The organism is Arthrobacter rhizophilus, assembly GCF_026241105.1.
Lineage (GTDB): Bacteria > Actinomycetota > Actinomycetes > Actinomycetales > Micrococcaceae > Arthrobacter.
In genome coordinates, this window is record NZ_JAPFFT010000001.1 from 69790 (window position 1) to 82208 (window position 12419).

A 12419-nucleotide genomic window follows, 5' to 3' on the forward strand; every position below is an offset into this window, starting at 1 on the left:
TCAGCCGCCGACCGGGGTGTAGTCGGTGACACTGGTGCAGACCGCTGCCCCGGTGCGTTGGCAGAGGGCGTCGTAGAAGACTTTCATGCCGGTAATGACGTCTGTCGGGGCGCTGTCCTGGCCGGCTGTCTTCCCAATACCGGCGACCGTGATTGTGGCCCCGGGCAGCTGTGGGACATCCGCTTGTGCCGCAAGTGCTTTGGCATCCGGCTCGGACAGTGCGCGATCGCCCAGGACGAAGCCGGCATTCTGGAACCCATCCGTCAGCAGCAACAGGTCGAGTTGTCGATTGCCGCCGAGTTGCCCTAGGTACTCGTGGGCTAGGCGGTACTGGGCGACGATATCGGTTCCGCCAGGGCTCAGGCTGGCCGCTTTGTGGGCGTAGCCGTCATCGACGGTCTTCATGACGTCCTCCACGGCCTGGGCAACGTGCCGCAAGCGGGCCTGCTCTGTGCTCCCGGACATTTGCAAATCCTCGTCGTAGAGCGTGACCGTGGAGGCAGCGGTGGCGGAAAAGGCGCCGATGTGCAGATGGCCACCGCACACCGCCGTGCGGCGAACCAGAGCTTTGAGCGCCCCGGCGTAGGCTTCGGGCACCTCTGTCGCTCGGACGCTGCCGCTGGTATCGATTTCGCCGTAGCCCGCAATCTGAGTCGCCGGGCACGAGGACAGGATTTTCTTGTTGGTGGCCAGGTCACCCTGCGGAGCGGTGCTGCAGGCGTTGAGACTGACCAGGGCGAGCGATACCCCGAGGACCGCCGCCGACCGGCTCACGAGCCGCGCCGTAACCATGTTGGTCACACCTGCCACATCTGATGGCGCAGACCGCCTTTGACGGTTGACCCCGGCCTGGCTTTGCTTTGTACCCATATATGTCGCGTCCCTTCGATTCCGTCTTTCCGACTGTCTGCTCCGCTCGTTTGCGGCTACATCAAGCCTTTCAAGGGGCCTGTCGCGCGGTCCGGTTGGACTGTCGGCACGAAGTCGGTCAATATCTGGGTATGGAGGGCAATATCCGGCTGCCGGAGTACGAGAAGTTGATCGCCGAGCTGTCGAAGCTGCGGGAGAAGGGCTTGGGGGAGTTACGGCGGCTGCAACTGCCGGCGCTCCACGAGGCCTGCATGTTAGCTGGATTCACGACGGGGCTGCCCGCGGTCCCGTCCGCGATCGAGCAGTTGCTGCGGCAAGCGGTCGATGCCCTCGGCGGCGGCACGGCCCAGGACGCCGCCGAGTACACGTTTGGGCTAGTGCCGGGTACGAAACTGTGGCCCGCCAACGCCCGTCGGGCGGAGGCAGCCGCGAAGTATGACGTCGTTGCGGAGACCTTCCGCAAGAAGGCCGAGAAGCAGCTGATCGAACAGACGGCCGACGGCGTTCTGGGCCTGTGCCATGACAGCGCCATGCGTGAGACCCGGAAGGCGATGGAACAGCGCCATCCGGCTGATTCCCGGCTAGCGGTTGAATGGGTCAAGCGCTTCGAAGCGTACAACCGCATGTGGACGCCGGCCTGGGCGTTGGCGGCAGACCTGCAAGCGGCGCTGGAGGTCCGTTTGGAGGAACCAGGCGAGCATGCCCCGTGGGACCCGGACGGCAACGAGAAGACCGGATACTTCGACCCGGCGGCGGAGGGCGCCGCCTACGCACGCAGTGCCCTCTTTGACCTTGCATGGTTTCTGCTTGAGGTGCGGAAGTTCATGTCCACGCACGGCGGCATGTGGCTGATGTCCGACACCGAAACAGAGGAAAAAATCTCGGACATTGTCTACAAGGTTGGCTGGCACAATCCACTCAACTCCGACGAGACGTCTTGGCTGCGCCGCCAACTCGGCGACGCCCGATACCAAGAGGAAGAGCACTTCACCCACCTTCTGAAGAACACCAGCCAAGGTCCGGGCATCTTGGAACGGTGGGTGGCGTGGGTGCGGCGGTGTGAATGCGCGGACACCGTGGAGGGCAGCGAGGGGTGCGAAGTTCACGAAACCATGCGTACGGCGCGGGCCTACTGCGAAACCATTGACGGCGATTGGGTCAAGATCGCCGATTGGTACCGGCCCGGGTCAACCCCGGGTAAAGGTACGAACGGGAGGCTCCTCTACAAGGATCGCCTGCGACAGGTTGAGCCGTTTACGCAGTCAAACGGACAGTCAATCTGATAGCGGCAACCCCGGCTGGACAGCTCTTGGGCTTGAACGTTGCGCATCAAGGTGGCGTTACTCTGAATGCATGCCTACTATTCTTCTTTGCCGGTACACCCAACCGCCCACGCAGGGCTGGAATAGCCGGACTCCCCATCCTGCGATTGACTTCACTGAGCCAGGCCTGATAGGCAATGTTTATGAGTGATCCGTATGGCATTCCCGACAATATGTTTGGAGACGTTCCTGAGGAATTTCCCGGTCTCGTGGGTCGGGTCGTCATGATGGCAGCGCTCGTTGAGCTGAAGGTCGGGCACTTGCTCATGAATTTGCCCAAGGGCGGCGAAACACAAGCCACGCACGCCGGCAAACCGATCAAGGGGCTAATCGAGCTCTGCCAAGCGCGACTAGCAGCACGCAGCACGGAATTTCCCTTGGAACCGACTGCTCCAGCGGAGAAAATTTCAGCTCTTCTGGAGTCCGTGAAGACAACGCTCGAACAGCGCAACGGAGTAGTGCACAGCGTTTGGCCGTCATCCTCGATGGACGGAGCGAACGGATGGCGGCATGTACATGTGAAGGGTCAAAGTGGACGCCAAACCGAGTGGACTAGGTGGATCGATATGAGCGAGGCGAAATTTAGGGAGTTGATTCTGCTTCTTTCCAAGCAGGTCGATGAACTCTCCGATGCCATCGGCATGACCGGTTCGATGACCCACTTACCCTGAACTGGAAAAAAGTTTCATTCCCTGGTTTCATCACGGACGCGAAAGTCGGTTGAGTACGCCAACAACCAGCCTGTGAAATGAACTAACGTAACCGCCTGCGTGCAGTCTCTGGACTCTGTAGCTGAGGTAAGATCCTGGGTGTCCGGCCCGACTGATCTAGGAGCTCGCAAAAGATGATTCGAATTCAAACCCGCAGATAGGCTTGAGCGCCACTCCGGGGATCTAGTCATGGAGGCCGGCCGAAATTCACGTCGGCAGTCCGATCGCTCTGCGACCACGACGCGAATCATGGCTGTCGGTGCGATGTTGATTTTCGTTCTGGGTACGTGTGCCATGCTCAGCGCCTGTAGCACACCGACAACTGAAATCACTCAACAAAACAGTGGTGACAAATTAGATCCATCGTTAGCTAACGAATATGGTTGGTTGAAATCTATTAAGGTGGATACAGTAGCGGTAAGTAAAGATCCTGCTTATTACGAGAAATGGGCACAAAACCTAGGCGTCACTACAACATATATGAACAGTGAAGACTACGCCACGTGGTTAGCAAAATTCAAAAGTGGCAGTGATGACCACTCGGTGCCAGTCGACCTCAAGCAAGATACAAATCTATCTATCTATGTCAACGCTGTTCTTGAGAATGAGAATCTTAATCCTAGTGAACTGATTAAGATGAAGCGATCGATCGCGGAACACTTTTTATACGGTAACGGTGAGATAGTCACTGATCAAGGATGGAATACTCTCGAACAGAACTCAACAATCATGAAGTTCCTCAGTCAGGCTATTACACAAGCTCCAAAGAACACTGTTGCAAATGTTAATATTAACTCTTTCTTCCTGGAGGGGGGAGCCGGGTTAACAGTTGACTATCTTGATAAGTCAACTGGAAAAATAGCTACCTCCGAGCCTTTCAGCGACAACCTTCCAGCAGACCTTATTCAGGTCGCTACACCTGGGGATCCCCATGTAGCAGGTGGATTCCCTAATCCAAATAATGAGCTTGGCTTGTTCTTCAAATAGTCTGGATTTCCGACAAGTTCTGCAATGGGCCTCGCCTCGATCTTTCTCTAATGGGGCGGCGCTTCTGGGGCTCTTGGTTGTCGCTTTCTACCTCCGACCCCACCTGCATGGACCGACCTTGACGACGGTGCCGGTCACTCCAGCCTGAACCATTTGGCGATTCGGATGAGCATAAACTGGTTGGCTTGGTAGGACGATTCTTCATCGAACGGCAACAATTTTTCCGAGTCCTTTGATGCTCGCACCTGGGTGAGGCGATAGCCAAGCGTATAGCCGGGAACGTTGCCGGCAATCTTGACCATTTCCTCAATCCGGAATTAAAGGCGAAACCAGGCGGCCATTCGGGTTAGCGTCCGTGTCAGCGGATCGTCTTGGTACGGCAGCTGGCTTTCCACTTGCCGCACGATCTCCTCATTGAGCTCATCGTCCGAAGACAGCGGAACGGATTTGGGTATCGCGAGGTACTTGCCCGGTACGAGAACGATCATTTGGGGCGACGAGGCGTCCCGACTTCCATCTTGGTCGTGGAGGGTAAACGTCTTGAAATCTTGGAGGTCGTAAGCTGTGTCAGCCATGGTCAGGGTTGCGCCGTCCAACGTGCAGGCGAACGTGCTGGTTCGTCCCAAGCTCACGATAACTAGTGCGACGGCTGACGTGATCAGCACAACCAGCACCAGCCATTGCTGCAGGACGATCACCACGCCGGCCAGCCAAAGCACAACGAGGCTAAATCCCAGATACCACCACCATCGTTTGCGGGAGACGTGGTCGACACCGTCCCAGGCCAGGACCGGCGTTGTCTCCTGTTGCTCGGCGGAGGATCTGGTGCGAGCCTTCTTGGCTTTCTCTTGTGCAGCAGCGGGCTGGCTGTTCTTGGGTTTCTTGGTCTGTTTCATCACCGTCCTTTCAAATAGTTATGTGGCAGGGTCTGCGTCGATCCGGTCTTACCTTCGCTGTCCCTGGTGGTAATCGTCAGATTGGCCGGAATCAACCGACCCTGGTGTTTGGCGTCCGTTTTCGTCGGTATACGACACCGGAATTGAAGACTCCGCTCGGACCGTACCCGTGTGATCGACGACAAACGGCTCACTACCCCGGGTGCCTTCGGCCTCGATTGCCGCGCGTTCTGCGGTACGCTGGCGGACTGTTTGCTGCAGTGATGCGATGCCACTGCTGCCAACAACGATAGGTTGCGTCCCGCTCGTGCCGGCGGCAGCCTCAGCGGCGACTTGTTGTGCGCGGTCGTGAACGGATTGACCAGCAGTCGACACAGCGTCTCCAGATTTTGGTACGTACGTACCGTCAGCTTTGGCGGCGAAGAACTTCTTCTTTTCCGGAGAGAGATTCTTGAACACTTGGGCGTTCTTGACGATGGCATGAGCCTGAGATTGTGTGACGAAATTATGGTTATCCCCACGCTCAAGGTTGGCCAGGTCTTGGCCCACCAACTCTTCGTCGTTTAGTCCCGAGTACACACTGCTGTCGGAAATCGTGTCCACCAGGCTCTTCGTGTTGTAAGCCCATGATGCGAGCGCGTTATTCTTCCCTTTTAGCCCAGCGCTATTGAGATCCTTACGAAGGCTACTTGCAGTGCCGGTCATTTTATTCGTGGCATTGGACTCAAGTACCTGCTGCAGCTCATTGAGTCCAGCTGCACCCGAGTTTAGGAGTATCTGTTGGGCAGCGCGAGCCTTGATGGTATCTCCGCTTATCAGGGCTTTCCGTAGCCCGGCCGCGGCCTTACCTTCAATTTCCTTGCCGGTCTCGTCTTTGCGAGTAAGCATGTCAGCGGCGTCGGTGCCGGCTTTCATCATCGTCAGAGCTGCGCCGACTTGTTCATCGTCTATTTTTGAGGCTGCTTCAATTCCGGCAGCCGCGCTGCGATTACCGAAGGAACCCGATAGTTGGCTGTCGTTGAACCGTTTGTTCATCTTTGACAGTAAGTTCAGAGGGTTAGTGTTGCCACCTTTTCCGCTGTAAACACCGGCCTGAACAAGTCCGCGACGCCTGTTCTTTTCGCCTTCGCGGTACTTTTTGAACTGGCCAAGACGAGAATTGTCATACGCCTTCTCGCCGCGTTTCTGCGCTAGCCCCTTAGTGCGGTCACCGAGCTTATTGACCATCCCACCGATGTTGCCGACGGCGTCCATGGAGCCCTTCAGTAGCGGTAGGACGACAATCAGCGGGAGGACGAGGGCAAGGTAGGCAAAGATCGCCATCGTGGTGTCGGTTCCTGCTACTTGCTTGAGAATGGCGTTGGCCAACAGACCAGCACCGTAGATAACCCCGACTATCGGGAAGAGCATCAGCATGGCGGTCAGCGCTTTGCGCCACTTCTGGAACCATGGCTCGGTGTTTGGCAGCAGATAGGCCACAAATGCCAGCGGCGAGATGACCACCAGCAGCACCACCAGTACCTGGCGCAGGGCCAAGAGGACGAAGATGGTGAGCAGTACGACCACGGCCCCGACGACAGCGATCAGGATGGCCCCAATGTTGATCCACGCTGCTGAACCGACAATGAGAGCAGCGCCGACGATGCCGACAAGACTGCCTGTGGCAAGCGTATCGGTCGTGCCGGTGGCTGGCACCGACTTCGCGGTGACTTGATCGGCGACGGCCTGGAAGAGTCCCTTGATGGAGACGCCGGCGATGTTGGAAATATCGATCGCGATTTGGCAGATAAAGAAGGAGAGATTGACCAGGATGGCGGCGATGACGATGCGTGGTAACAGTTTCTTGATGCCATAGTTGTTGATCCCCATGCCGGTGAGCTGTGAGAACAAGATGATCATGAAGGCGATGACGAAGGCGACGTTGGCGAAGTCGCGCATGCTCTTCCATGCTGTGTAGGTGCCCGTTCCGATCAGCTTGCCGTCAGGGCCCGTTGCCGCGGGGTTGGTGTTGACCAGACTGGGCTGGACCGGCAGGAACTTGTCCGCCAAGAAGCCATAAGCCGCATCAGCGACGCTGGCACCGGTGTTCAGTACTGGACAGAGAATCCAACCCATTTCCGGGATGTTGCAGGTCGTTGTGTCGCCCGGCGTAGCCGAACAAGCCGCCGTTCCACAACTCTGAGCAGGCTTGCTCGATGAGTCTGGTGCGCCTGTGTTTTGTAGCAAGTAAGCCTGGTACTTATCTGCCAGTCCGTTGTTTTTGCCGTCATCCCCATTAATAGCCTTGACGACATCACCACAGGTCATGTTGGCTGGATCCGAACTTGCCCCGAAATGCAGCCTACTGTCCGGGAATTTGTCGACCTTTTCGCCCTGGGTCTTGTTACTACGCCCGGTGTAGTACGTGTCGGTGATCGGGACATTGGCGCCGTCCCGCGAAGCTTGCCGGACCTTGTAGTCGCGGTCGGTTATTCCAGTCGGCACGTTAGCCGACACGACTCCTCCAAGTGCGCAGGTCTGCTGGAAGGTCTTGAGGTACAAGAGGTACTTCGCTGGATCGGACAGCACAGGGTCCTTGCCGCCGTAGACACGGTCCTTCACCGCTGTTTCATACTTGCTCATGTCGGAGCCACGCTTGAATTCATCCGTGCCGCCTTGGGCGTTCGTGCAGCGCCCTGCAGAGAATTCATTGTCATCGGCCATGCGGAAGCCGAATGCGCAGAGCGCCTCGTCTGGCGCCCAGCTGCCCCATAGCTTCAGCGCTCCATTGACCAGTTCAGATTGCTTACATTCGATCTTGTCGTCGGTTCCAGTACTCTTTATGCCGTCGTCGCCGTTGAGATAACTTCCGTTGACGATGACGCTACTGAACCAATTGCCGCTCTTGGCATTGGCTTGAGTTATGCGTTTGCCTGAGTCAAATCCGCCGCCGTTGCTAAGGTTGTTTGCCCCGGACTCCACACAGTCGCCAAGGGCGCGGTAGTAGGCGTACGACTTGACCTGGTCCTCGAGGCTCATCTCGCTCGCCATCGTGGTCCCGGAGCAGACACCGCGGGTCTCAAGCCCGCCGTGGCCAGCGACGATTTCACTCCAGGTACCGCCGGCCGCCGTGCACGTCTCAGGCGTCGTTGGCGCGGCCGAAGCTGTGTCGCCGGGCAAAAGAACCAGTGACGTCAGGAACGAAGACACCACCAGGCCCACCAACAGCAGAGGCCCAATCCGACTTCTGAGCCGTCCATCAAACAAAGAAAGGCAAGCCCTGACGGGGCTTGCCTTTCCTAGTGCTAGGAAACGTTCATAAGAATGATGTTTTTGACGAACCGTTGGCATTGCTGCGCCTATTTAAGCATAAGCTAGGTAATTTTAGAAGAGACTGTCGACTCGCCTTGCGCGACGACTTCTAGCGAATATCCGAAACCTTGATCCGATTGTTGTCCGTTTCGATAGTCAGATGGAACGTGAAGGTTGATTCGTTGTCTTTGAGGAGACCTGGTTCCCAGGTTTCGCCACGGTTCTTCTTGGCATTGTTGTGCTCCTGACCTACGACCGAAATCGTTTGGCCCGTGGCTGTCTGAGATTCTAGCGTCACCAAGGCTGCTGAAATGCTATTGGTGAAAGCTTCTTGATCGGCAGGATTCTGGCTCTTGTAGGTTTTCATCCAAAACTCAAGGTTGTGGGCATTAATCTCTTTTTCATTATTGACGAACTTCACCAACGCAGGAATGTCGCGCCAGTTCGGTACAAGCAACGCGTCAGCAATGGTGTCGCCGTTTTTCTCTGCGATTGCTTTTATCACGTCATAAGAGCCACCAGAGTCCAGCCATGCTCTTTGGTTTTCGGGTGTGGCACCAGCCATAACCCACTTGCTCAGCCGATCTTGGACGATCAGCTCGCCGATCTTTTCAGGCGTGTTGTTCGCTGATATCTCCAAAGAAGCGACGGTCAGCGCCTCTGGGGTCGGCGCTGCTGTCTCGCCGGGAGTGACGGGTGCGCTCGACGTGTTATCCGGCGATGGTGATGGACCGGCCGAGTGTTGACCTTCGGTGCCAGCCCTTATACCAAGGAAGGCACCAGTTGCAATCAGGCCAGTGGCTACGACTGCACCGGCGCCAACAAGCAGGTTGCGGGCTCGCTTGGGTGTCACCTTTGGGCGAACAGGATGCTCCAGGAAGTTGGCGTCGTCGGGGGCGGCGCGATCAATGACGTCTTGGGCATGGTCTGGAATTTGGTTATCCAACAGACCCTCCGAATGCGCCTCGCCAAGTGATGTCTTGTCGAAGGCTTCGTCGACGCGCTGAATGTGCTGGGGGAGTGCGTCTGGGGTTACTGACGTGTGTTGTTCGGGACGATTGATACTCATGTCCGTGGGTTCCTTGCGCGCTTACGTGGGCGCATGAAGTTTGATAGTCGCCAGGATCCGGGGGAGGCGTGGGCCTGCAACCGCCGCTTGGCAATGACCTATATATACCACAAATGGCATATATTGTAAATACCCTCACGCTTGCACCCTTCCTCCGACAGCCTTATTCATAATGCATTATAAATCATGCAAACGGGAGCGTGTCGCCATCAGAAGTTGATTAGATGGCGAAAAATGATCCGGAAGAGGCGTGGGCAGCGTACGTAGTCGAAGTTGGGCTTCGGCTGAATCGTTTCCGGCACGCTGCCGGTCTATCTCAGGAAACCTTGGCAAACCGGGTGGGAATCACCCGCAACCACTACCAGTTGCTTGAGAAAGGCAAATCGACCCCGACCAAAGTGGCCAATCCACAGTTGCGTGTCATGGTGGCGTTGGCTGAGGTGCTCGGGGTCGATCTGACCGAGCTTCTCCCTCCAGCGGCCGGCGTTGCCGTAGGTGGATAGATTCTGGGCGCAGGTAACGGTCTGTAGCTTTGTGGAAGGTTGTCTCGGCATTGGCTGAGACAAAGGGAGTGGCTGTCGTCGCGGACTTACGGATGGAAGCGGCTCGCGGCGAGTCGCTTCCATCGGAAAGCCGGCATGATCCTTTGCAACTGAACCAGGTGAATGCAAAGGACGAGTTCGGAGGCGACGTCAATAGCAGTCCCCTACCATATCTAGAGCCTGCCGACGTTTGAGTCGTAGCATTGCCCTACACCGCGACGGACTGGGGAGTCGACGAGCGGCAGGAATTGGGCAATCCATGCCTACGCCGTGCCACATGGACTATGGGCGGACGAGGCTTAGGCAGCTCGGTACGAGAAGGGAGCTTAGCCTCTCCATGTTGCGTGGCCGGTGTATAGTCGCGCTAAAAGCGTTCTGGATATGTGGGGGTGGGTATGTCAATGCCTGGGATTGCAAGTGTGTTCAGAACTGTCCATTCGCCTGGCGGGACTTCCCTTCGAATCCCGATCACGACAGCTGTCTTGGGCATCGCTTTGGCATCGGCCCTAGCCGGTTGCACGGCGTCTCAAGGTGCTAGTGCGCCGGTGACGAACAGTTCGACGAGTTTGGCGCCAACCGCAACCGCGTCGACTGGCAGCGGGCAAATGTCTGCCGACACTCTAAAACTACCTGCTGGCCTCTCGCCTGAGCAGGTAGGCAAGACCTTTGTTCAAGATCGACTTAGCCAGTGGTACATGGCTGGAGCCACGATTGAAAACCGCAAGCAATGGCTAGCGGCGGATGATAGTGACGCATACTGTGCTGAACTGGCGGACAAGAATGGCGACATGTTTGCCGATAAACTCCTAGTCCCTGGCTGGCGTGATATTCCAGCTCTTGCAAACTGGGTGAAAAATGTAAGGGCCATTAATGCATCACGCATTAACCTATACTTCAAAACATCAGGCCATAACGATGCGCGTGATTTAGAGCCATACAAGGCCTGGGTTGTAGCTTCAGCAGCTTCAAGCTCTAATATCACGGGAGAAGGTGGTCAAGTGACGGTTACTGGCGTAGATATGGATAACTCAAGTAAAAACCGAGCCTCGCAACTTGCGCCAGACCTAGGATCAATAGATAGTAATTTCACGATCACTCTCAATTATAAAATAACTGCAGATGGTATCGTGATTTCATCTGAGGCGGTTCGGTAGCCGCATGGAGCGCCGCCATCGTTAATGCTGTACGGCAACGGAGAGTGACTTGGCTAAGGGATCTTACGGGACTGACGTTGGGGCATATTTCGCTGGTGCCTTGATTGGCGGCTTTGCTGGGGCATTTGCAGGGATCTTGGTTGGTATCTGGCTGGGCCCGGCCTTGGGGTGGCAAATCTTCATTGGAGCGCTCATTGTCGGATGTCTTTTGTCGGGACTCACAACAAAACCACAGCCAAAGGATGTTTATGGTCGGTCGCGCTACATGCCGGGAACATCTCGAAATCCGCACCCGTACCAGTCACGAGAGTGGTATGCCCACGAAATGCTTATGCAACAGGAACGCCAAACTGAAATGATGAGACAAAAGTTTCGGGACTAGTTTCGATCATCAGGGGTGTGGCAAGTAGAAAGCAGCTATTCTCATGAGAAGTGCCGTCCAGGCGGCGGCATGACACTCATCTGGGAACCCATTTTTTGCTCGGGGTGGTGGTGGCTCAACCTGTGTCGGACGCCAAGGCCATTGACGCTCGCGGCAGTTCGGGAGTTTCGCCTGGCAATACCGGCTACCGCTTAGCAGCTAGTTCCTGCAAGACTAGTTGGCAGGGTCAGAGGCTACTACTATTCCTGGACCTTCTACCGATATTTCTGGAATCAGAGTCAGAGGAATTGCCAAGGCCTCACTGGAATCTGTCCGGTGAGGCCTTGGTTTCTTGCGGTGTTTTTAGTGCGCTGCTTGGTAGCGCTCAATCACGTCGGCCTGAATCCGGCCGCGGCTGTTAATCGGGATACCATTCTCAATCGCCCAAGCCCGAATCGCCTTGGTGTCGGAACCACCAGTTGCGGCCCGGCGTGCCGGGGTTTTGACGCGGCCCACTTTGCGAGCGGCAGCTGTGAACTTGCCCACAGCTCCACGAAGTTCGTTCGCGTGAGCCTCGTTGAGGTCGATCACATATTCCACGCCGTCGAGAGCGAACGATACGGTTTCACTCGCCTTTGAACCATCAAGGTCATCTTCCAAAAGCGTCACTATTTTTTGTGCCATAAGAAAAGGCTAGCATTATTTATCGCTTGTCTGCCATATCCAGGGCGATGAGCGCCCTCGACGTGCGCGTCACCAAATTTCCCAGCGGGTGCTTGCCATCGCCGGGTTCAGAGACGTTCCTAGTGTCCTCGTGGATCCGTTTGAGAACGTACTCCAACGCAACCGTTTCGATAGATGCGCGGACTATATCCCTATTGGCAAGAGCGCTTCTAAATCATCTTTCGATTGTTCCCGTTCTGCTCTTGCCTCTTCGTGGTCTGCCTTTGTCGCGGCACGTCGGGATCTTTCATGATGTTTCTCCACTTTTTCCGTGTGGTCACTGCGGCCGCAATTGCCCTAGAGGCGACGGTGAGCCCGTAGAGATGGCTAAGGGACTGGTCAGCGAAACCTTTCGCACCTCGACATATCGTGATGTCACGTCCCGATGCATATCGTCTCACCCTGGATTACTGACTTTTCTTGTTACGTCGACGGGACTTCCATCCGGCCTAACAAAAGTGAGAACAGGACAAGAATTGCTCCTGCGTCCGAGA

The 12419-nt window shown here is 56.3% G+C and carries 11 protein-coding genes; 5 read left to right on the forward strand and 6 right to left on the reverse strand.

What is annotated here, in order from left to right; genetic code table 11:
• On the reverse strand, window positions 1-801 hold the full coding sequence (locus tag OOZ51_RS00315; RefSeq protein ID WP_265976897.1) for a hypothetical protein: 801 nt from the start codon (window positions 799-801) through the stop codon (window positions 1-3).
• A 200-nt stretch (window positions 802-1001) separates the two neighbouring features.
• Between OOZ51_RS00315 and OOZ51_RS00320 the strand changes: the two genes are divergently transcribed.
• The 3 genes from OOZ51_RS00320 to OOZ51_RS00330 all read left to right on the forward strand — a co-directional run bounded on the left by OOZ51_RS00320 (window position 1002) and on the right by OOZ51_RS00330 (window position 3889).
• Window positions 1002-2153: a hypothetical protein gene (locus tag OOZ51_RS00320; RefSeq protein ID WP_265976898.1), complete on the forward strand. Its 1152-nt coding sequence runs from the start codon at window positions 1002-1004 to the stop codon at window positions 2151-2153.
• Between the two features lie 182 nt (window positions 2154-2335).
• The gene (locus tag OOZ51_RS00325) at window positions 2336-2863 is read left to right on the forward strand and encodes a hypothetical protein (RefSeq protein WP_265976899.1); all 528 of its coding nucleotides are present in this window, start codon (window positions 2336-2338) and stop codon (window positions 2861-2863) included.
• 228 nt (window positions 2864-3091) lie between these two features.
• A complete protein-coding gene (locus OOZ51_RS00330) occupies window positions 3092-3889 on the forward strand; it encodes a hypothetical protein (RefSeq protein WP_265976900.1) in 798 nt (265 codons plus the stop codon).
• 134 nt (window positions 3890-4023) lie between these two features.
• On the opposite strand, the gene OOZ51_RS00335 is transcribed toward OOZ51_RS00330, so the two are convergent.
• The 4 genes from OOZ51_RS00335 to OOZ51_RS00350 all read right to left on the reverse strand — a co-directional run bounded on the left by OOZ51_RS00335 (window position 4024) and on the right by OOZ51_RS00350 (window position 9145).
• Window positions 4024-4191: a hypothetical protein gene (locus tag OOZ51_RS00335; protein WP_265976901.1), complete on the reverse strand. Its 168-nt coding sequence runs from the start codon at window positions 4189-4191 to the stop codon at window positions 4024-4026.
• Window positions 4192-4206: 15 nt separating this feature from the next.
• Window positions 4207-4785 (reverse strand): hypothetical protein, encoded by a 579-nt coding sequence (locus OOZ51_RS00340; protein ID WP_265976902.1) that lies wholly within the window; start codon window positions 4783-4785, stop codon window positions 4207-4209.
• 48 nt (window positions 4786-4833) lie between these two features.
• Window positions 4834-7977, reverse strand: coding sequence for a TrbL/VirB6 family protein (locus OOZ51_RS00345; RefSeq protein WP_265976903.1), 3144 nt, complete (start codon window positions 7975-7977; stop codon window positions 4834-4836).
• Between the two features lie 208 nt (window positions 7978-8185).
• Window positions 8186-9145 carry a hypothetical protein gene (locus OOZ51_RS00350; protein WP_265976904.1) on the reverse strand — a complete coding sequence of 320 codons (960 nt, stop codon included), beginning with the start codon at window positions 9143-9145 and terminating at the stop codon, window positions 8186-8188.
• Between the two features lie 224 nt (window positions 9146-9369).
• Here OOZ51_RS00350 and OOZ51_RS00355 point away from each other — a divergent pair, with 224 nt between their 5' ends.
• Together OOZ51_RS00355 and OOZ51_RS00360 are read left to right on the forward strand one after the other, a co-directional pair.
• Window positions 9370-9648 carry a helix-turn-helix domain-containing protein gene (locus OOZ51_RS00355; protein WP_265976905.1) on the forward strand — a complete coding sequence of 93 codons (279 nt, stop codon included), beginning with the start codon at window positions 9370-9372 and terminating at the stop codon, window positions 9646-9648.
• Window positions 9649-10292: 644 nt separating this feature from the next.
• Window positions 10293-10841 carry a hypothetical protein gene (locus OOZ51_RS00360; protein ID WP_265976906.1) on the forward strand — a complete coding sequence of 183 codons (549 nt, stop codon included), beginning with the start codon at window positions 10293-10295 and terminating at the stop codon, window positions 10839-10841.
• A 724-nt stretch (window positions 10842-11565) separates the two neighbouring features.
• Here the strand turns inward: OOZ51_RS00360 and OOZ51_RS00365 are convergent.
• Complete coding sequence (locus tag OOZ51_RS00365; protein WP_265976907.1) at window positions 11566-11886, reverse strand: histone-like nucleoid-structuring protein Lsr2; 321 nt, start codon at window positions 11884-11886, stop codon at window positions 11566-11568.
• Window positions 11887-12419 lie beyond the last annotated feature (533 nt).